Annotated in this window: 19 protein-coding genes; 4 read left to right on the top strand and 15 right to left on the bottom strand. The window is 35.0% G+C overall.

The features are described from left to right. Positions 1 to 23 precede the first annotated feature (23 nt). The 6 genes from RGT18_RS11235 to RGT18_RS11260 form a co-directional block, all read right to left on the bottom strand. Entirely contained in the window at positions 24 to 1106 is a 1083-nt protein-coding gene (locus RGT18_RS11235; protein WP_028078652.1) for a tyrosine-type recombinase/integrase, read from the bottom strand. Then, positions 1093 to 1368, bottom strand: a complete 276-nt coding sequence (locus RGT18_RS11240; protein WP_028078651.1) for a hypothetical protein — start codon at positions 1366 to 1368, stop codon at positions 1093 to 1095. Before RGT18_RS11240 ends, RGT18_RS11235 begins: the two co-directional genes overlap by 14 nt. Further along, positions 1365 to 2333, bottom strand: a complete 969-nt coding sequence (locus RGT18_RS11245) for a hypothetical protein (RefSeq protein WP_037404274.1) — start codon at positions 2331 to 2333, stop codon at positions 1365 to 1367. Before RGT18_RS11245 ends, RGT18_RS11240 begins: the two co-directional genes overlap by 4 nt. A gap of 308 nt (positions 2334 to 2641) precedes the next feature. Then, positions 2642 to 3052: a hypothetical protein gene (locus RGT18_RS11250; protein WP_028078650.1), complete on the bottom strand. Its 411-nt coding sequence runs from the start codon at positions 3050 to 3052 to the stop codon at positions 2642 to 2644. 1158 nt (positions 3053 to 4210) lie between these two features. Next, positions 4211 to 5134: a transketolase family protein gene (locus RGT18_RS11255; RefSeq protein ID WP_028078649.1), complete on the bottom strand. Its 924-nt coding sequence runs from the start codon at positions 5132 to 5134 to the stop codon at positions 4211 to 4213. A gap of 2 nt (positions 5135 to 5136) precedes the next feature. After that, on the bottom strand, positions 5137 to 5952 hold the full coding sequence (locus tag RGT18_RS11260) for a transketolase (RefSeq protein ID WP_028078648.1): 816 nt from the start codon (positions 5950 to 5952) through the stop codon (positions 5137 to 5139). 178 nt (positions 5953 to 6130) lie between these two features. Here RGT18_RS11260 and RGT18_RS11265 point away from each other — a divergent pair, with 178 nt between their 5' ends. Next, positions 6131 to 7069: a P1 family peptidase gene (locus RGT18_RS11265; RefSeq protein ID WP_051241041.1), complete on the top strand. Its 939-nt coding sequence runs from the start codon at positions 6131 to 6133 to the stop codon at positions 7067 to 7069. A 17-nt stretch (positions 7070 to 7086) separates the two neighbouring features. After that, entirely contained in the window at positions 7087 to 7671 is a 585-nt protein-coding gene (locus RGT18_RS11270) for an HD domain-containing protein (RefSeq protein WP_028078646.1), read from the top strand. Between the two features lie 66 nt (positions 7672 to 7737). Here RGT18_RS11270 and RGT18_RS11275 read toward each other — a convergent pair whose 3' ends face one another. The 5 genes from RGT18_RS11275 to RGT18_RS11295 all read right to left on the bottom strand — a co-directional run bounded on the left by RGT18_RS11275 (position 7738) and on the right by RGT18_RS11295 (position 11604). Further along, positions 7738 to 8037, bottom strand: a complete 300-nt coding sequence (locus tag RGT18_RS11275; RefSeq protein ID WP_028078645.1) for a hypothetical protein — start codon at positions 8035 to 8037, stop codon at positions 7738 to 7740. 298 nt (positions 8038 to 8335) lie between these two features. Continuing rightward, positions 8336 to 9022, bottom strand: a complete 687-nt coding sequence (locus tag RGT18_RS11280; RefSeq protein ID WP_081659564.1) for an acyltransferase family protein — start codon at positions 9020 to 9022, stop codon at positions 8336 to 8338. 17 nt (positions 9023 to 9039) lie between these two features. Continuing rightward, positions 9040 to 10449: an IS3 family transposase gene (locus RGT18_RS11285; RefSeq protein WP_338176244.1), complete on the bottom strand. Its 1410-nt coding sequence runs from the start codon at positions 10447 to 10449 to the stop codon at positions 9040 to 9042. A gap of 118 nt (positions 10450 to 10567) precedes the next feature. Further along, positions 10568 to 11032 (bottom strand): IS200/IS605 family transposase, encoded by a 465-nt coding sequence (gene tnpA / locus RGT18_RS11290; RefSeq protein WP_006627367.1) that lies wholly within the window; start codon positions 11030 to 11032, stop codon positions 10568 to 10570. A gap of 182 nt (positions 11033 to 11214) precedes the next feature. Next, positions 11215 to 11604: an acyltransferase family protein gene (locus RGT18_RS11295; RefSeq protein ID WP_338176246.1), complete on the bottom strand. Its 390-nt coding sequence runs from the start codon at positions 11602 to 11604 to the stop codon at positions 11215 to 11217. Between the two features lie 225 nt (positions 11605 to 11829). On the opposite strand from RGT18_RS11295, the gene RGT18_RS11300 reads away from it, so the two are divergent. Continuing rightward, the gene (locus RGT18_RS11300; RefSeq protein WP_338176248.1) at positions 11830 to 13134 is read left to right on the top strand and encodes an IS30 family transposase; all 1305 of its coding nucleotides are present in this window, start codon (positions 11830 to 11832) and stop codon (positions 13132 to 13134) included. Positions 13135 to 13478: 344 nt separating this feature from the next. On the opposite strand, the gene RGT18_RS11305 is transcribed toward RGT18_RS11300, so the two are convergent. Further along, the gene (locus tag RGT18_RS11305) at positions 13479 to 16781 is read right to left on the bottom strand and encodes a glucosaminidase domain-containing protein (protein ID WP_338176250.1); all 3303 of its coding nucleotides are present in this window, start codon (positions 16779 to 16781) and stop codon (positions 13479 to 13481) included. A 222-nt stretch (positions 16782 to 17003) separates the two neighbouring features. On the opposite strand from RGT18_RS11305, the gene RGT18_RS11310 reads away from it, so the two are divergent. Continuing rightward, on the top strand, positions 17004 to 18308 hold the full coding sequence (locus RGT18_RS11310; protein ID WP_338176248.1) for an IS30 family transposase: 1305 nt from the start codon (positions 17004 to 17006) through the stop codon (positions 18306 to 18308). Positions 18309 to 18724: 416 nt separating this feature from the next. On the opposite strand, the gene tnpA (RGT18_RS11315) is transcribed toward RGT18_RS11310, so the two are convergent. The 3 genes from tnpA (RGT18_RS11315) to RGT18_RS11325 all read right to left on the bottom strand — a co-directional run bounded on the left by tnpA (RGT18_RS11315) (position 18725) and on the right by RGT18_RS11325 (position 22202). Beyond that, positions 18725 to 19177, bottom strand: coding sequence for an IS200/IS605 family transposase (gene tnpA / locus RGT18_RS11315; RefSeq protein ID WP_338176252.1), 453 nt, complete (start codon positions 19175 to 19177; stop codon positions 18725 to 18727). Between the two features lie 150 nt (positions 19178 to 19327). After that, positions 19328 to 21148: an aminotransferase class I/II-fold pyridoxal phosphate-dependent enzyme gene (locus RGT18_RS11320; RefSeq protein WP_028078879.1), complete on the bottom strand. Its 1821-nt coding sequence runs from the start codon at positions 21146 to 21148 to the stop codon at positions 19328 to 19330. Positions 21149 to 21158: 10 nt separating this feature from the next. Next, the gene (locus tag RGT18_RS11325; protein WP_028078880.1) at positions 21159 to 22202 is read right to left on the bottom strand and encodes a DUF1015 family protein; all 1044 of its coding nucleotides are present in this window, start codon (positions 22200 to 22202) and stop codon (positions 21159 to 21161) included. Positions 22203 to 22356: the final 154 nt, after the last annotated feature.

The raw sequence follows: 22356 nt of genomic DNA on the forward strand, positions 1-22356 counted from the left end.
ATACCGTAATTATACGGTATTTTTTATTGTTTGAGAAGAAACTGAGAAGAATTGTTTATTTGTGATATCAATTCATCTTCATTTTGTTTTAATAAGTGAGTATAAATCTTTAATGTCATATTTACATCAGCATGTCCTAAACGTCTACTCACTGCAACGATATTTACACCAGAAGCGATAAGATTAGATGCATGAGAATGTCTAAAATCATGTATTCTGATTCTTCTTACTTTAGCACTATTTATTGCTGATTCTTTTACTTTATCGATGGTTGCTTGTGGTAATGGTTCTAATCTTCCAAATATAAACCATTCTTTTCTAAACCCACATATTTTTTCTTCTTTAGACAGATACTCACTGAGTAGATTGGCTATATTATTACCTAAGGATATATTCCTTATACTAAATATATTTTTGGGTTGTTTAACAATATATTTTCCTTTGTCTGTTTTTCTACTGATTGACTTACTGATATTTAGTGTCTTACCGTCGAAATCATTCCATGTTAAAGCCAATGCTTCACCAAGTCTAAGACCTGTAAAATACAGGATTATAAATAACATTTTATAGTTTTCTTTTTTTACATGCTTAATAAAGTTGTTGAATGTATCTACATTCCATATATTTAATTCTTTATTGAGTTTATTCCGTATTTCTTTATCTGATGACCTAACCTTTTTAATCACTTCATAGCAATTATTTTTTATTTCATAATATTCTTCAGCATATTTAAAAACTGCTTTAAATTGGGAAAAAATATAATTAGTATGACTTGAAGAGTACTGCATATCTACAATTTTATCTTTGAATTCTTTACAATCAATTTTTGTTATTTCATTTATGGGCTTATCCGGAATATTAGGTAAAATAATATTTTGAATAGCATTATTACTTTTTTCATAAGTACCATAAGACACCGCCTTATATCGATTTAGAATATATTCTTTTGCGTATAAAGAGTACTTTCCTATATTAGAATCAGCAACAATATTTAGCCTCATTTTAGCTTCATATCTTTGAGCTTCTACTTTTGTTTTAAATCCTCTTTTTGTTTTATTATGATACTTTATATACCATGTACCATTAGAACTCTTATATGCACTCATAACGCACCTGTTTAGCTTCTAAAAGCATTTTCTCATAATAGTAATTTATATCATGTCCTGTAACAATCAAAACTACTTCAGTAGGAACCTTTTTTGCCCCAATTTCAATATCATGAATAAGGCAATATTCGACAGCCTTATTTCTAATGATTTGAGCTTTGCTAAAGCTAACACCTCTTAATTTCATAATATCTTTTCCTGTCATTTCTTCTGTAAGTGAAAGCATATATTTTTCTGACCAACTAAGTTGTTTAATATTCATATTTTGACCCCTCTACTTTCTAAATAACTATTCACAGATTCGAATTCTTCTTTTTGGCTATAATCAAAATAAATAATTTTGTTTATTCTTCTTAAAAATGCTCTGTAAGTTTCAACTTCTTTTCGTTGTATATCTGTATATTGTGCTAATAAATCAATGTTGCTAATAATAAATACTTTGGTAAAGCAAGCAACTTTATTTGAATATCTACATGGTAAATCAATGGGATAACCATCAAGGTATGAAAGCATATCTTTAACATGTACGGACGATCTGAATTCTTCAAAGATTATGACATCTTGTAAAGAATAGCTATCAAACATATTTTTATAATCTGTAACTCGATAAACATTCTCATATCCGAAACTATCCATTACATATCTTGTTTTACCAGCACCAGTCTTTCCGTATATATAAGTGACATCAAGTTTACGAAATGTATTTTTAAATTTTTCTCTTTGAATTTCCGTTCTCACTTTTTCAATCTTATCTATATACAGGAGTGCAGATGGATATTCTGATAAGATATCTACTGTTTTTATTCCATCTTTTGCCATTTCAAATATTTCTATTAAATCTGTTCTCTTACCTTGGCTTTCTTCTGGAATGATACCCATTTCTTCAAATGTATCTTTTAAGTTTGTACTCTCTTTTTCTGTATCTGCATACTTGCCTTGCTTCAAGATATACTCTTTATTTTGTATTGCAGTTCCATTAGCTTTCTCGATATGTGCAGTTGTAAACATTGCTTTTAAAGTACTAAATCTAATAGCATTTTTTAAATGAATATATACATGTGTATGATATGTTTTTTCTTGTCCTCCAATTTCATCGCACATGCACCAATAGATTAAATTATCTAAATTACTTAAATATTCTTTTATGGTATTATGCTTTAGGTTGTGTTCAATAGGATTGTTGATTGTAAGTTGCCACTTTCTACTTCTTGTATCAGATTCACCCATAATAATCACCTCTGACACTGACACAGAAGTGTCGTAAAGGTAATACTAGCTTTACGACATTATCGAAGCCAAAAAAATATAAACTAATATGTAACATAATAAATATCATCTTTCTAACTAAGTACAATATCAGCCTACCAGTCGCACATGCGTTAGCGACTGGATTCTATTTTTATATCCCTATTTTAATTTCATTATTTTTCATTTTTGGTATAATAAATATGCTATAGAGACAATTAAATAGACTTTAATTGTAGTTATAGTTTGTGAGTAAGTAACTGTGTTCTTTGGTTGGAGGGCAGTTACTTTTATTTTAGTAAATCAAGTATTTCTTCATAAGAGAATTTAGTTTTATTCTCTTTTATCATTTTTATAATCTTATCTTTCTCATACTGATTTTTTAAATAATCTTGTAAAGCAGAATTTAATTCTTCCCAAACATTAGGATTCTTTGATAATTCACAGATTTCTGCAAAATCATCTAACGGATGTTCTGCAATATCTATATTACCGAAATTTTCATACATATACTTTTGAGCCATTGGTAACACACGAATAAGAGTATATAAGACACATCCTTTGATAGTGCTACTAATACTATTAGTATGTTGTTGGAGTTCCTTAAATAGAGCATATTCATCTTCAGTTGCTCTAAAAATAATATTTTTCGTTTTCTTTGCTGATGTTGGACGTCCTACTTTCTTATCTTTAGTTTTCATATCTTTATCTCCTTTTGTATATACATATTATATATTGTATATACAAAATATCAATAGAATGAGAAAGAAATTGAGAAGAATTAAAACAAACTAGATGAAATATATAGTGAATAAACCTTTTAAAACATGTGTTTTATCGCCTTTTATACATATACATAAACAAACCAAATCATATTTTAGAACCTCCTTAGCTCCACCTATCAAAAAATACCGTAGAAATGCGGTATTTTTATTTGCTGAAAAGGAAATGAGAATAATAAAGTAGCAAACCAAAAGCAGACTTCATGTGTGTATATAAGATCTGCTTTATTTTTATTATTCAGGCTTTGCTAATACAAAAAATGCATTACGTTCATAGTCTTCGTTTCCTTCTTCTGCGAAGAAATCATACATAGACTAGTTATAGTAAAAACGTTCAGCACCATAAATAAAGTAACCATCTTGATTATAATCGGTTGTGTCACATGGGTCTACCATGACCATTACATCATCTTGTGTTGTTTCTGCTCCCATATCATCATAACCGATTACTACTTGCCAATGTCCACCCACTCAATCTAGCAGACCACGATAGGATATCGCTTGAATTTCTTCTCTTAAGCATAACAGAGGGAAAACTTTATGTGAATCTTCTCCTACATGATCATAATTGGATTCAACGGAGAATCCGCCAACACTCTTAAATATTTCTACTGCTTGTTTTACAGATGTAACTTTGGTTATGCATGCTATCATGAGCAGCGTAAGTAAAACAAAATAAAACTTTTTTCATTTTCCCCTTTCCCAGTTCCCAACAAAAAAGGCAGTATCAGCCAATACCACCTGTATGTACTCGATTCGTCACACACTCATCTATAAAAGATTACTACAGGTACAGAGTTAATTGCTCAATATGCGGGAAATCCTAATTAATCAGGCAGTCCTTCTGTCCTACTGCATCCACGATGCAGTCCCTGCTTCTTCAGCAGGTCTTCGGATTTGCCCCAGTCGTCTGTGTAGCCTCAGTTTATAATAAGTCAGCAAGCGTGACATATTTATCACAATGATAGTTTACAAAAAGTAATACATAAAAATAAGTATATTTTATGAAATGTTGTATCATGCATGAAAAAAAAGATTCACTACATACTTGTAACGAATCTTTTCATAATGGCGTTTTTATAAAGCGACTTTTACTTGTTCGTAAACACCTTCACCATCTAGTTTATACTTAGCCATCAACTTATTGGCATCACCAGATTCAGCATATGTATCTTGGATACCAATACGATGAATCTTCTTAGGACACTTATCTGCAGCAATTTCACAGATGAGTCCACCTAAACCACCAATTACATTATGTTCTTCAGCAGTGAATACTACATCATACTTCGCTAGTAACTCAGCAATCTGTTCTTCGTTGCATGGCTTGATTGCACATACATCTACTACAGCAACTTCCTTGCCTTCTGCACTTAACTTTTCAGCTGCCTTTAAAGCAGATTGAACCATCAAGCCACAAGCAAAGATAACAGCATCCTTACCTTCACGAACTACATGAACCTTACTGAAATCAAATGCTGTATCTTCTGTATATACATCTTCAACAGAAGAGCGACCAAGTCTTACATAACATGGTGTATTTGTAGATGCGACATGCCGAATGACTGCTTTTGTCTGTGCAGCATCACATGGTACATACACTTCCATGCCTGGCACAACACGCATTAATGCGATATCTTCAATTGCTTGGTGAGATACACCATCTTCACCTACAGTAATGCCAGCATGTGTACCACATACCTTAACGTTTAAGTGAGGATATGCGACACTATTACGAATCTGTTCCCAAGCTCTACCTGTGCAGAACATGGAGAAAGAAGATGCAAATGGAATAAATCCACTTGTCGCAAAACCAGCCGCATGACCGATCATATCAGATTCTGCAATACCCATATTAAAGAATCTTTCAGGAGCCACCTTTTTCGCATTTGCTGTCTTAGTACTTCCTGATAAGTCCGCATCTAATACTACAATCTTTTTATTTTCAGCGACTAATTCAGCTAATGCTTCACCGTACGCTTCTCTTGTTGCCTTACCCATGACTACTCTGCCTCCAATTCTGCCATTGCTGCTTCAAATTGCTCTTGGTTAGGAGCCTTTCCATGCCATCCTGCATTATTCTCCATAAAGGAAACACCCTTGCCCTTAACAGTACGAGCAATGATTGCTGTAGGCTTGCCCTTTACTGTCTTTGCTTCCGCAAAAGCAGCCCGTAATTCTTCCATGTTATGTCCATCAACACAAATCACATGGAATCCAAATGCCGCAAACTTCTGATCTAATGGTTCAGGTCCAATAACATCAGATGTCTTACCATCAATTTGTAATCCGTTTACGTCAATGATTGCACAGAGATTGTCATTCTTATAATGAGCAGCAGCCATTGCAGCTTCCCAAATTTCGCCCTCTTCTGTTTCACCATCACCAATTAAGCAATAAATACGGTGGTCATTTCCCGCTAATTTATTTGCTAATGCCATTCCATCAGCCACCGCAAAACCTTGACCCAATGAACCAGTAGACATATCTACACCTGTTACATAGTTCATGTTTGGATGTCCTTGTAACTTAGAATCAATTAAACGGAATGTCTTTAATTCTTCTTCTGCTAAAATACCCTTTTCAGCTAATACAGCATATAAGAGTGGTGATACATGTCCCTTCGATAATACGAAACGGTCACGATCAATTCCACCAGCATTTTCCTTATTGATATCCATCACATCAAAATAAAGCACTGTAAGAATATCCGTTGCGCCCAATGATCCTCCTGGGTGTCCAGATTGCGCTCCATACACTTGTCTTAAAATATTCTTACGAATATTCTTCGCGTGTAATTTTAAATTCTCAATTACCATTATATAGCCTCCTGTTTTTTATTCTGTTTTTATATTAACATGTTCATAATAGATACAAAAGTTCTTTTCCCTAACATTTATCAAAAGGAAAAGAAAGTATTCATTAATATGAAATATCGTTCATAAAATGTTCCATTTCTCAATAATTTTTCTATACTATTTCTATGAAGGTGCTTATATGAAAAACAGTTTATTACAAGAAATATCCATCCATGCATTCACTGAATTCAAATTAGGCAATGCCGAATACCCAGAGTCTAATACCGGATGTACAGTTATCTTAAGTGAAGCAGGTTATCCAACCGGAATCGATATCCGTGGAGGGGCTCCTGCATCTAGAGAAAGTGGGCTACTCAATCCCCTCGCAGCCAATGATGGAGTACATGCGATTGTATTATCTGGAGGCAGTGCATTTGGTCTTGATACAGCCAGCGGAGTTATGAAATTCTTAGCAGAAAGAAACATTGGTTTTCCTACTGCTGCAGGTGTTGTGCCAATTGTATGTGCTTCTTGTTTGTTTGATTTAAACGGGAATCCAACACAGAAATATCCAGATGCAAATCTTGGTTATCAAGCCTGTGAAAATGCATATCATGGAATCTTTGAAGAAGGAAAGCATGGAGCGGGTACTGGAGCGACCATCGGCAAAATCTATGGTCCTAAACAAGCCTCTCCTTCTGCCCTTGCAACCTATGCTGTACAATTAGGAGATTTAAAGGTGGGTGCTGTCGTCGCAGTCAATGCAGTCGGTAATATCTATGATCCTACTAGTGGCAATACACTCTCTGGTATTCGTAATCTGAAAGACGGTGGTTTTATCGATGCTGAAGAAGCGCTTTACACTGCAATCTTAGGTCGTGACCTATTTCATCAAAACACAACCATCGGTGCAATCATTACCAATGCAAAGCTAGATAAGACAGCACTCACAAAAGTTGCCGGCATGGCACATGATGGATATGCACGTGTCATCAAGCCGGTGCATACTACATTTGATGGAGATTCCATCTATGCAATGAGTTCTGCCACCATATCAGCAGATATCAATGTTGTAGGTACCATCGCTGCATACATCATGGAAAAAGCAATTCTAAAAACAGTCGATTTTAATAAATAGTTAGGAGCACATCAATTATGAATGAACGTTTACAAAAACAAATGGATTTTATCTTAGAAATCGATAAAGAAAAGAATATCTTCCGTCAGACTCACCTAACCAATCATGGAAGAAATGAGAATGACGCAGAACATGCATGGCACATGGCTATCATGACTTATCTTTTAAAGGAACATGCAAATGAAAAGATTGATGTCGCTAAAACAATGATGATGTGTCTTATACATGACATCGTTGAAATTGATGCAGGTGATACCTACGCATACGATGCAGAAGGTTTAAAGACACAAAAGGCAAGAGAAGATCTTGCCAAAGAAAGAATATATTCAATTCTTCCAGATGATCAAAAAGCAGAGCTTATTGCCCTATTTGACGAATTTGAAGCTAATGAAACTCCAGAAGCACGTTTCGCACATGCAATGGACAACTTCCAACCACTCCTACTAAACAATTCGAATGACGGTGGTGACTGGAAAGAACATCAAGTCACTGCTGAAAAGGTATATGGCCGTCAATTTAAAACAAGACTTGGTTCCGAAGCTATTTATGAAGTAACGGATCATATCCTTCAGAGTCATATCAAAAAAGGTAATCTAAAATAACTTGCAAGCATGTAAAAGTCTCCGTAGGCTTAGCAATCCCTAACAGAGACTTTTTTAGTTATTTGCTTAATACTTCTTTCTTGCAAAGTAGATTCCAACACCTGCAAGAGCTGTGAAAGACAATGCGGAAAAATCAATAGGTGCAACTGGATGTTCTGTACTTTCCTGAATCTCTGACAACTGCATATTAAATTCTATCGGCGGTTCAGCAAATTGAATCGGAAATTCTTGTTCCTCAATTTCTTCTATAAACTGCTTTTTAGCTTCTTTTTCTTCTATTACTTCCTCATCAGCAACTAGTTCAGTAACTTCAGCAACTATTTCTCCAGTTCCTCCATATAACCGCTCATAGATTTCATCTGTCATCGTGCCAGTTCTGCCTCTGCCAGCTCCACTTCCGTTTGATCAGTATTATATTTTTCTAACTCTAGCTTTGCCTGATTTAACATATCTTGTTTTTTTTGAATGATACTTTCATCTAATCCTTCTATAATGGCCTCTTCTAATTACTTCTCCCAAATTTTAATCTCTAAAACTATTTTAGAAATAAACGTACAATAATTTGTGTATAACTTGACGCGTCTTACAAACAATTCTTACTTTATCCAAAGTGTAGCACAAAATCATTTTTATGGACGATATTCTTTTTTTCTAACAAATTCAGTCAATTCGTCGAAATGTTTCGCTGTACAACGGTTTGTCTGCCACCTGTTAAGATTCCCAAAAACATTGGAGATATGCAACTTAATATAAAATAAATCAATGCAGATACAGAAAGTGTTAGTAACAAAATTACAAAACGCGATCCAACATTATATACAGTTACGGAAAAATTCTGCTTAATATAAAATTTGAACATACCATCCCACAAATCATTTATCAACGGTTGATGAATCGCATACATTAAAAAAGTCAAATTATATACTTTTAATAACTTGAAATTATTAAATGAAGGTATTAAGAAAAACATAAATACTGGCAACATCATTTTTGTCATAACCCCAAAAAGAGAAGGGATAAAGCCTTCTAAAAAATATGATACTCCAAGTAGCAATAATATATATCCTAACAGATTTTGTGGATGAAGATTTTCTTCATATTTACCATAAAATGCACCAACAAGATAGCACGGCAAGTAATATATAACATTATCCATTACTCCAAACTGCAGTATATCCTGAACAATCTTAAAAGGAAGCTTGTACATAACTTGCGTTAAAATTGAGACAATCATAATAAATCCCCATCCTACCTTTTTCTCTTTAAGCATTAAAAGAAGTATAGGAGAGATGAGTGCAAGTAAAAATATCGCCAAGACATACCAAAGTGGTCCATCTGAAGTGAACCCAATTTCTTGGACACGTTAATTTACAGACATGATAAGGCTTGATTCCTTGCCTGACAAGGGGTTAGGCCTTCTAATTTTGTCTGTATTCTTTCTTCGTTGTAATAGTGTATGTATTCTTCCATGGCACATTTCAATTCTTCCAATGTATGGAACTCATATTCATGTCCGTAGAACATCTCATTCTTCATCTTTCCAAAGAAGTTCTCCATCACACAATTATCTAGGCAATTTCCTTTGCGAGACATCGATTGGATGACCCCGTGTTCATGTAGAGCCTTATGGTATTGATTCATTTGATATTGCCATCCTTGATCAGAATGGAATATCAGTCCTTCTATATTTGGATATCTATGAAATGCGATATCAAGCATATTGGCAATCTGCTCATAGTTTGGATTATTAGATATATTCCAAGATATAATTTCTCTATTATGCATGTCGAGAATAGGTGATAGATACAGCTTGCCTGCAGTGATGTGGAACTCTGATACATCTGTTGTCCATTTCTCGTTAACTGTACTTGTAGAGAAGTTGCGCTTGTAATAGGTAATGTGATTCTCTTCATCAACTACCTTTTCTAGTAAGTGATTCTCTACTGTACCATTCATATTGCCTTTGTATGATTTGTATTTAGCTTTAGGTGTATTTCCAAATAGACCCATCTTATGCATAAGCCTTTGTATCGTCTTACGATTGATCGTTGGATACAGCTTTCTGATTTCCAGATAAATACGTCGATATCCGTATCTTCTCTTATGGGTATAGAAAACATTGATGATGTCATTCATTACATCATCATATTTGAAATCACTGTCTTGTTTGTCTTTCCAATAATAGTAGTCAGAACGGCTGATATGATAAGACAATTGTGTACTGGTATTTATCGTTTGGATGATATATCCAACAGGTACATGTAGTTCTTGCCTTAGTTCCGATATCGCCCTAACTATTTCTTCTTTTCTCTCTTTTCTCTTTCCGTAACTAAGGCATCTAATTTTTTTATGAATTCGTTCTCTATTAATAGCCTCAAGTTCTGCTCGCGTAGGAGCTTGTTTTCTTTCTCCAGCTCCTCGATTGTTTTCTTCTTTGGCATGTCGTCCTCGCTTCCTTACAACGACATTATATCCATTTTCTTTATATTCTTTAATCCATCGAAAGAGAAGACTATCGGTAGACAACCCTAAGTCTATTGATACGCTCATTATTGACTTATGAAGAGTCAATACTCTATAGATGGCTGCTTCTTTAAATTCAGCAGAGTAATCGTGAGAACTATGACGTAGAATATCCAATCCATGTTTATCAACTAGCCTAACAATATATTCAATTTTAGATTTTTGCATTTTCCATTTTAACTGGAGCTTAGAAAATGTGGTTCCAAGTTTTCGTTCCTTGTAGATTTGTACCTTGTCTTCAAATGTAAATTTCATAATAACAATCCGCACGTATAACGTGCGGTTTTTAGGCTACCCTATAAGGGCCTTTACCACACTTCGACCCTTAAGGGTCTTGTGTAAAAGACCGACAACCGTGTTTGCACACTATGGCCTACCCTTTAAAAGGGTCTACATATTCTTTTTTACTTAGATTATCCTGTATCATATCTTCTTTTTCTTGATTTCGGATATACTCTTCTACTACCTTCGTATTCAGACCTACTGTACTTACATAATAACCCTTCGCCCAAAAGTTTCGATTGCCATATTTATATTTTAAATTTGCATGTTTCTCAAATATCATCAACGATGATTTGCCTTTCAAGTATCCCATGAAACTTGATACAGCTATCTTCGGTGGTATCTTTACCAACATATGTATATGATCTCTCATTGCATGTGCTTCTATAATTTCTACATCTTTATATGCACACAACTGTCTCAATATCCCTCCTATATCTGCTCTTAATTTTCCGTAAATTGCCTTTCTTCTATACTTTGGTATGAACACAATATGATACTTACAGTTCCATCTCGTGTGTGATAAACTTGAATCGTCATTTGGCTTTGTTGCCATTGATATCTCCTCCTTATATTTTGAATTTCGGTTGTCAGCCTTATTCAATTATATACGGAGGCTTTTTTCATCGCTTAAGCTTTTCCATTCTCATACGCATAGCGTATGGTTTTTATAGGAAACTTCGTTTCCTATAATAAAAATGAACCTCCTAAGTTGTTGTCCAACTTTTGGGGTTCACTTCAATCTAGAGGATACTTTTGAATTAAAAACGTTCTGAATAAAAAATCTGTTTTTTCAAATATATATTGCTTTTGCAAAATATCGATAAATGTAATGATAATTTGCCATGCTACATAAGGTATTAACAATGAAAAAAACCTTCTTTTCATTTTCCTCTTATAGTCTTTTAATTCATAGTTCCGAAACAATAAGTATGCTGTTATAAAGAAGAAATAACACATTGCAAAACTTCCCATTACAGAAAAAACATTTCCAAACCCTCTTGCAAATCGTACATCCCAAGTGTTAAGAGCATAACTATCATTAATTGAAATAGTATGGTAACACACCATAAAGCAAGACATCAAAAAATTTAGGAAGATAATCTTCTCACTTGTCATTTTATTCATTCTAATCCCTCTTTTTTTTCTGAATATATAACATGTTGATTGTATCATTCTTTTACTATATCGTATATTATATCTTCCTATTCTATTCCCAAATCTGACGCGACAAAATAAACCCTCAATTATTTTTGAAAGTTCCTCTTTTGATTTTATTATTGGTGAAGGTTCCCTTTTTTAATATGATGTCTTTAGAGATGGTGCTGGCAGTTCAAGAAAGGAGGCAATCATATGGTTGCCAGCGGTTATAAACATCTATCTTTAGAAGAACGTAAATCTATAGAAGTTCTATTGAATCATTCCGACATCAAACTCAAACAGATAGCACTCTCTATCAATCATTCACAGAAATGCGTACGTGAAGAAATCAGAGCACACAGGGTCGTACGTGTCCACTCGAATAAGACGAACAAATGTGGACGGCAAGATTCTTGTAAGAAACATCGCTTATGCACATATTGCATAAGCGGTGATTGTAAGTCTTGTAAGCATAAGGACTGCAACGAGCTATGTGATGACTTCGTCTCATATCCCGTTTGCGAGAGAATAGAGCGATTCCCTTATGTCTGTTCAGGTTGTCCTGACATACATAAATGTCATCTTCCCAAGTACTTCTACATCGCACGAATAGCACAGGATAAATATACGCAAGACAAATTAGAATGGAGGTCCGGACCTCGCAAGAGCGAAGCAGAAATGAAATCTATCGTGGAGGCATTTCAAAATAATATTCCTAAAAAGCAATCCATCGATACGATTATCCATACTAACGACCTGAATATATCCGCCTCTACTGCATATAGATACATTCGTGAGCACCAGATTCCCGGGATTTCAAACATCGACCTAAAACGTCAGGTACGCTACACGCAACGCAGTTCTTCAAGGCATCATCCTATATCGATTGACTACGATTTCCTCGAAGGACGCAAATACGAGGACTTCCTAGCAGCCCTAGAAACAGCAGGACCAGATGTAAACGTATGGGAAATGGATACGATCATCGGGAAGAAAGGGAGCGATGAGAAGTGTGTACTGAGCCTGTTACACAGACGTTCCAATCTTCAATTATATTTTCTCTTACGACACAAGAATATGTTTGAGGTAACGTATCTATTTGATACTATCAAAAGTTTCTTAGGCATCGACTTATTCAAAGATACGTTCACTATCATACTCACCGATAATGGCACTGAGTTCCATGATCCACTATCGCTTGAGACAGACCCTGAAACGGGAGAAAAACTCATCAGTATCTATTTCGCAAGGCCTAGACGTTCTGATGACAAAGGCAAATGTGAAAAGAACCACGAGCACTTCAGAGAGAAGATTCCAAAAGGATGCAGTATGAACAGCCTTACAAAATACGACATCAATTTCGTATCAAATCAGGTAAATAATTATGTACGCAGGAAGTTAAATTACCAATCACCCTACAGCATTGCCAAACTAGTACTAAACGAAAAGGTGTTAGAACTAAACCGCCTTCATCCCATTTCACCCAAGGCAGTTGATCTAACACCTATCCTCCATTAGCATCAGACCCTAACAGCACCATCTCTTTATATTCAAAGGGAGCTTTCAAGAGAAATTCAAAAAAATTTCATTTGAAAGTATACTTTTCGTGCGGTCAAAATGCCCAATATCTATTTAGATTATAGCTTAAAATATATCAATTCAAAACCTGTAAATGGAAAAGCACCCCAATTAAAGGGAGCTTTCGTTAAAAGGGGGCTTTCACTGAAAATTGAGCCGACAAAATAAACCCTCTTTTAGATATTTATATAGATTCCCTTCGTTTTACTAGCATTTTATTTAAAAAGTCTACTATATCTAGTTACAGATTATATCACCAAACCTAGAAATTAGTAGACTGTATTTTAATCATATTTTGTTAAATTATACGTATTTACAACTCTAAGCGTATTTTGAACATATGTTGAACTAGTCGCATATCCTGCTTGCTTAATATAAGTCAAATACTCTTCAGGTGTTGTAGCCGTTTTAATCTTTGCATAGTTAGGAAACTTCGTAAACTCAAAATATCCACGTACCCCTTCCTCAATACTGTTATAAACTCTAAAGTTGTCACGAACATTTGTGTATGTTCCAGGAACATATTCTTCCTGCGTAGCCATATTAACTGATTTTCCTTTCCAATATGGCCCCGCCTTCAGGCCAAAATAATTATGGTACTTGGCAGATAAAGATGATCTCCCCCAATTGCTTTCAAGGATTGCTTGTGCAATAATTCCACTATTAACTTTGATACCATACTGAGCAGAGTATTTACGAACATAGTACGCTATTACTTGAATAAACTCCTCATTTGTGTAATTTTCTCTAAGCGTTTTAGGTGACGCATTCTTCCCATATATAAAATAGATTTCTTCTCCTGAATCGGTTTTCACCCAGCCATTAGCATAGTATCCATTGATTGCATATATGCCATTTACCCAACCATTTGCATAGTTGCCATCCTTATATATGCGCTCTTGTCCTGCAAATGTCTGCAAGCCTTGGGCAAGTAGACCGTTGATGAATAAATGTTCACCATTGCCATCTGTACCCATACCAGTCAAACGTTCGCCATCTTTATAGAACAGGTAATAATAGCCATCTACTGGTGGCTTATGAACTACCCAGCCATTAGCAGCAGAACCATTTAAATAATACTTATTCTTTCTAAATCCAGTAACCAAATTTCCATCTTCATATAAACGATATGCATTTGGATAATTTTGCATTCCTTGCGCAAGTAAACCGTTAATAAAGAGATGCTCGCCATTACCATCTGTACCCATACCAGTTAAACGTTCGCCATCTTTATAGAATAGATAATACTTCCCATCGATTGGCTCTTTGTGAAATATCCAACCATTAGCAACAGAGCCATTTACATAATATTTATCATTATAAGTGTTAACTACATTTCCATCTCTGTAGAAGCAGTATTGACCATTATAATAATTATAGCCTTGGGCAAGTAGACCGTTGATGAATAAATGTTCACCATTGCCATCTGTACCCATACCAGTCAAACGTTCGCCATCTTTATAGAATAGATAATACTTTCCATCGATTGGCTCTTTGTGAAATATCCAACCATTGGCAAGATTACCATCTACATAACAACGTTTTCCACCGGCATATTCTTGTAGTCCTTGCGCAAGCAAACCATTGATAAATAAATGCTCGCCATTACCATCTGTACCCTTGCCCGTTAGTCGTACACCATATTTATAGAACAGATAATACTGTCCATCTACCGGCGGGTTATGAACTACCCAGCCATGAGCATAGTATCCATTGATTGCATATATGCCATTTACCCAACCATTTGCATAGTTGCCATCCTTATATATGCGCTCTTGTCCTGCAAATGTCTGCAAGCCTTGGGCAAGTAGACCGTTGATGAATAAATGTTCACCATTGCCATCTGTACCCATACCAGTCAAACGTTCGCCATCTTTATAGAATAGATAATACTTTCCATCGATTGGCTCTTTGTGAAATATCCAACCATTGGCAAGATTACCATCTACATAACAACGTTTTCCACCGGCATATTCTTGTAGTCCTTGCGCAAGCAAACCATTGATAAATAAATGCTCGCCATTACCATCTGTACCCTTGCCCGTTAGTCGTACACCATATTTATAGAACAGATAATACTGTCCATCTACCGGCGGGTTATGAACTACCCAGCCATGAGCATAGTATCCATTGATTGCATATATGCCATTTACCCAACCATTTGCATAGTTGCCATCCTTATATATGCGCTCTTGTCCTGCAAATGTCTGCAAGCCTTGGGCAAGTAGACCGTTGATGAATAAATGTTCACCATTGCCATCTGTACCCATACCAGTCAAACGTTCGCCATCTTTATAGAATAGATAATACTTTCCATCGATTGGCTCTTTGTGAAATATCCAACCATTGGCAAGATTACCATCTACATAACAACGTTTTCCACCGGCATATTCTTGTAGTCCTTGCGCAAGCAAACCATTGATAAATAAATGCTCGCCATTACCATCTGTACCCTTGCCCGTTAGTCGTACACCATATTTATAGAACAGATAATACTGTCCATCTACCGGCGGGTTATGAACTACCCAGCCATGAGCATAGTATCCATTGATTGCATATATGCCATTTACCCAACCATTTGCATAGTTGCCATCCTTATATATGCGCTCTTGTCCTGCAAATGTCTGCAAGCCTTGGGCAAGTAGACCGTTGATGAATAAATGTTCACCATTGCCATCTGTACCCATACCAGTCAAACGTTCGCCATCTTTATAGAATAGATAATACTTTCCATCGATTGGCTCTTTGTGAAATATCCAACCATTGGCAAGATTACCATCTACATAACAACGTTTTCCACCGGCATATTCTTGTAGTCCTTGCGCAAGCAAACCATTGATAAATAAATGCTCGCCATTACCATCTGTACCCTTGCCCGTTAGTCGTACACCATATTTATAGAACAGATAATACTGTCCATCTACCGGCGGGTTATGAACTACCCAGCCATGGGCATAGTATCCATTGATTGCATATATGCCATTTACCCAGCCATTTGCATAGTTGCCATCCTTATATATACGCTCTTGTCCTGCAAATGTCTGCAAGCCTTGGGCAAGTAGACCGTTGATGAATAGATGTTCACCATTACCGTCTGTACCCATACCAGTCAAACGTTCGCCATCTTTATAGAACAGGTAATAATAGCCATCTACTGGTGGCTTATGAACTACCCAGCCATTAGCTAGAGCACCATTTACATAATATAAATTATCCACGAAGCCAGTATATCTATTTCCATCATTATAATAAAATTCTTCCCCATCATATTCCTGTAAACCTTGGGCAAGTAGACCGTTGATAAATAGATGTTCACCATTTCCATCTACACCCATACCAGTTAAACGTTCGCCATTTTTATAGAACAGGTAATAATAGCCATCTACCGTCGGGTTGTGAACTACCCAGCCATTAGCTAGAGCACCATTTACATAATATAATGGTTTTGGACTTACAATTCTTGACTGTCTACTAACATATTTAGCAACATTAGTTGCATGAACCTCATATAATTTTGCGGTTGAAGAGCAAAAAACAGATGCGATCATCAATTTCGCAAAAATGTTCATTGGTGTAATCTTTCTCATTCCTTCAATCCCTCACTTTATAAGTATTTAAATATATGCTATTACGAAAGTATTTTATTATCAACGAATCGCTGTTGTCAAATTTACCTATATAAGAATTGATTCGCTTTCCTCAATTATTTTTGAAAGTTCCTCTTTTGATTTTATTATTGGTGAAGGTTCCCTTTTTTAATATGATGTCTTTAGAGATGGTGCTGGCAGTTCAAGAAAGGAGGCAATCATATGGTTGCCAGCGGTTATAAACATCTATCTTTAGAAGAACGTAAATCTATAGAAGTTCTATTGAATCATTCCGACATCAAACTCAAACAGATAGCACTCTCTATCAATCATTCACAGAAATGCGTACGTGAAGAAATCAGAGCACACAGGGTCGTACGTGTCCACTCGAATAAGACGAACAAATGTGGACGGCAAGATTCTTGTAAGAAACATCGCTTATGCACATATTGCATAAGCGGTGATTGTAAGTCTTGTAAGCATAAGGACTGCAACGAGCTATGTGATGACTTCGTCTCATATCCCGTTTGCGAGAGAATAGAGCGATTCCCTTATGTCTGTTCAGGTTGTCCTGACATACATAAATGTCATCTTCCCAAGTACTTCTACATCGCACGAATAGCACAGGATAAATATACGCAAGACAAATTAGAATGGAGGTCCGGACCTCGCAAGAGCGAAGCAGAAATGAAATCTATCGTGGAGGCATTTCAAAATAATATTCCTAAAAAGCAATCCATCGATACGATTATCCATACTAACGACCTGAATATATCCGCCTCTACTGCATATAGATACATTCGTGAGCACCAGATTCCCGGGATTTCAAACATCGACCTAAAACGTCAGGTACGCTACACGCAACGCAGTTCTTCAAGGCATCATCCTATATCGATTGACTACGATTTCCTCGAAGGACGCAAATACGAGGACTTCCTAGCAGCCCTAGAAACAGCAGGACCAGATGTAAACGTATGGGAAATGGATACGATCATCGGGAAGAAAGGGAGCGATGAGAAGTGTGTACTGAGCCTGTTACACAGACGTTCCAATCTTCAATTATATTTTCTCTTACGACACAAGAATATGTTTGAGGTAACGTATCTATTTGATACTATCAAAAGTTTCTTAGGCATCGACTTATTCAAAGATACGTTCACTATCATACTCACCGATAATGGCACTGAGTTCCATGATCCACTATCGCTTGAGACAGACCCTGAAACGGGAGAAAAACTCATCAGTATCTATTTCGCAAGGCCTAGACGTTCTGATGACAAAGGCAAATGTGAAAAGAACCACGAGCACTTCAGAGAGAAGATTCCAAAAGGATGCAGTATGAACAGCCTTACAAAATACGACATCAATTTCGTATCAAATCAGGTAAATAATTATGTACGCAGGAAGTTAAATTACCAATCACCCTACAGCATTGCCAAACTAGTACTAAACGAAAAGGTGTTAGAACTAAACCGCCTTCATCCCATTTCACCCAAGGCAGTTGATCTAACACCTATCCTCCATTAGCATCAGACCCTAACAGCACCATCTCTTTATATTCAAAGGGAGCTTTCAAGAGAAATTCAAAAAAATTTCATTTGAAAGTATACTTTTCGTGCGGTCAAAATGCCCAATATCTATTTAGATTATAGCTTAAAATATATAAATTCAAAACCTGTAAATGGAAAAGCGCCCTAATTGGGGTCACTTCAATAAAGGGCACTTTCGTTAAAAGGGAGCTTTCACTGAAAATTGAGCATTGATTCGCTTTATCAAATTTTATTTAAATACAACATAAGAAGTGTAAATACTCAATCCCTATGAAAATAACAATCCGCACGTATAACGTGCGGTTTTTAGGCTACCCTATAAGGGCCTTTACCACACTTCGACCCTTAAGGGTCTTGTGTAAAAGACCGACAACCGTGTTTGCACACTATGGCTTACCCTTTAAAAGGGTCTACATATTCTTTTTTACTTAGATTATCCTGTATCATATCTTCTTTTTCTTGATTTCGGATATATTCTTCTACTACCTTCGTATTTAGTCCTACCGTACTTATATAGTAACCCTTCGCCCAAAAGTTTCGATTGCCATATTTATATTTTAAATTTGCATGTTTCTCAAATATCATCAACGATGATTTGCCTTTCAAGTATCCCATGAAACTTGATACCGCTATCTTTACCAACATATGTATATGATCTCTTATTGCATGTGCTTCTATCATTTCTACATCTTTATATGCACACAACTGTCTCAATATCCCTCCTATATCTGCTCTTAATTTTCCATAAATTGCCTTTCTTCTATACTTTGATATGAACACAATATGATACTTACAGTTCCATCTCGTGTGTGATAAACTTGAATCGTCATTTGGCTTTGTTGCCATTGATATCTCCTCCTTATATTTTGAATTTCGGTTGTCAGCCTTATTCAATTATATACGGAGGCTTTTTTCATCGCTTAAGCTTTTCCCTTCTCATACGCTTAGCGTATGGTTATTATAGGAAACTTCGTTTCCTATAGTAAAAAATCTAGATTAGGAACATCTAGATTCATAATACGATTTGATTGCTTTCACAAAGACAGCATTGTCAAATTCATCTCTAATTGCAACTCGTATAAATTGCTTATTGAGCCAACTTATCTTTGGCGTCAAATCTTTTATAAAAATATTCTTTTCAAGCATTGATATACACAAGTCTTTTGAAGTACCTTTCAGAACTTCTATCGTTACGTAGTTAGCTTCACTAGGAATAACTCTAAACTCCTTTACTTCTTGAAGATCATCTACAAAAACTTTTCTTGCATGCTTTATATTTTCCAAAGCGGCTGCGTAATCTTTCTTATATTTTTCGTAAATTTGCAGATAAAATTCTCCAAACGAATTAATATTCCAAATAGAAACATCCTTTTTGATATGCTCAATCAAATTAGTATTTGACGTACATAGCACACCTAATCTTACACCAGGAACTCCATATGATTTTGAGATACTCTTTACAACAATCAGCTTGTCATATAAATTTAAGTACTGCTCATCTATGAAGGATGAATCTTCTTCCTCGGCAAAATCCACGAAACTTTCATCAAGTATAAAAGTAATATCTTTTTCCTTACACCAATTCAAAAGTTCAAGTACACCAGCTTTTCTTATATAGTTCCCTGTTGGATTATCAGGGTTAATCAGCACCAATGTCTTGATATCCTTATCGGAATAAAACTGTATTAAATCACTTGCATCATAGCGAAAATCATCATTATTTGGAATATAGATAATTTCATTTAACTTATCATATCTATTTGGATATTCTTCAAATGTTGGTCTTATAAAGCCAACATTCCCTTGCAATGTTCCCATGACAGATTTAATTAGTTCTGCAGCGCCATTTCCAACCACAATCTTATCAATAGAAACCCCAAATATTTTTGCACATAATGATGAATTTACCTTCAATCCTGAAGGATACTGCTCCAAGAGAGTTTTAAAACTATACTGAAACTCGTCAATCATCTTTTGAGGAGGGAAATACGGATTTACAAGATAACAGAAGTCTAGAAGTTTTGGATATCTCCAATATCCACCATATCTTGCTTGAAATTTTTCAAGCTTCTCTTCATTTTTTGAAAAGATAGAACTTGCAATATCTAAATCTTGTTCATCATCAATTTCATACCACTTAACACTATCATCAATGCATTTCGCTTCAATATGATTCTTGCCAAGCCCGATTATTATTTTTAAAACAGCTTCATAGTAATCGTTCTTTCCATTTGTACTCATAAATGCCTCTAAAAATGGAAAATATATTTTTGACGAGAAATCTTTAGAGAATTTATAAATATTGATTGTTTTATAGTATTGATTAGCATCATGAAAGTTGAATTCTTTTCCTGATACAAACTCTAAAATTTCTTCTTTTTCGTTTATTTTGAGGCAAGTACCATCCATCCATGGTTCATATTTTGCTACTAATGCTAAATTAGCTCTAGTATCATTTAAAATTGTATCAATCATCTCATCGTTAAAGATAAGATCCGATTCTAATGTTATTGTATCTTCCTTTATCATTTCATCTTTAGCAAGATACATAGAGTAGATATTATTGGTCTTATCATAAATATCGTTGTTGATAAAAAGAATTTCTGTATTTAGTTTTAGACTGTTTATATATTGGATAAAGAAATCACTCTTATAGCCTGTAACCACAATGATTCTTGACAAATTTTTAGAATCCAAAATACGTAACATTCTTTCAATTAAAGAAATACCATTTACTTCAACCATTGATTTAGTGTTATTTTCAGTTAGTTTTTTTAATCGACTGCCCATTCCAGCAGCTAATATTAATCCTTGCATATCATTATCCTTATCTATATTTATTAAAAATCAAAAATGACGGGAATTTTGGGATGAAACATGTCGACTTAGGAGGTAGTATACATCCACTGTCTGAAAGATGAGAAAATTCTTCTAGAGATAATGCTGTAACTTCCAACAAGACATCCTTACTATCTAGATTCTTTCTCTTATTCTCTAAGTCATATTCCATCACATACTCAACATTAGAGAAATTTAAAATTCTAAACGCTGTTGAAATAATCTGTGTATTCAATCTATAAACGTCATTATTCCAAAATAAATCACCCTCTACAACTTTTAATTTTACTAAGAATGAATCATCCTGATATGTAATTTTGACATATCCTTTCGACAATTCACCATCAGGTAAAACCCCAAGCATATTTACCATAAAATTCTTCGCTTTTTCAAAAGAGGAGGCATCAACGTTTTTTATAACTCTATTGATTGGTAAAATCTTGATTTCTGAAAATCCCAAAAAGCAAGTTAGGATACTTTTTTTATTACGTACCATTGATGTTGTATATAGACGATGATGCCCATCTGCTACATACATTGTTTCAATATCATCATACTGTTCTAGTATCTTTTTTGCTTCATCACCAATAAATTTAAACAAGGTGATTTGTTCATACTCATATTTCTGGGCAAATGTCCCTGATGACACAATTTCTTTTAAATCTATCTTTTTTTGATGTGTCACCAAAACAGGTGCAGTCTCAGCGTTATAAATGTGAGAATTTGCAATCATTCCTTGTACAGTATCTGGCAGAATCAATTCATGGCATTTGATTCTTTCATCCACATACTCTTCGATTGGAAGAGATGCAACTAAACCATAAGAGCCATTACAATTAAATATATATATACATTCAAGATTCTTCTCTATGCTTTGTTCATTTAACTTCTTTTTTTTACTTTCAGAAAGAAATAGAGTATTCTCATCAAAATTTATTTTTCCATCTTTAATATTTGCTAAATTTATAAAATCTGAATCATAAATATTACCAGAGATATTTACATAACTTTCCTTTATCAAGTCTATTTTCATTTCTAATCTCCAAAAAATTATTCGTAATGATTATATCATAAATAAATGTGTTTATTGCACTTCCAACCGCTGATTTTATAGACAGTTAAGTTTCAACATAAACGCAACACTCTGTTGCGTTAACATGTGACATGTTATCTTTATTCCTGTGTAT

This window comes from Solobacterium moorei (genome assembly GCF_036323475.1).
Taxonomy (GTDB): domain Bacteria; phylum Bacillota_I; class Bacilli_A; order Erysipelotrichales; family Erysipelotrichaceae; genus Bulleidia; species Bulleidia moorei.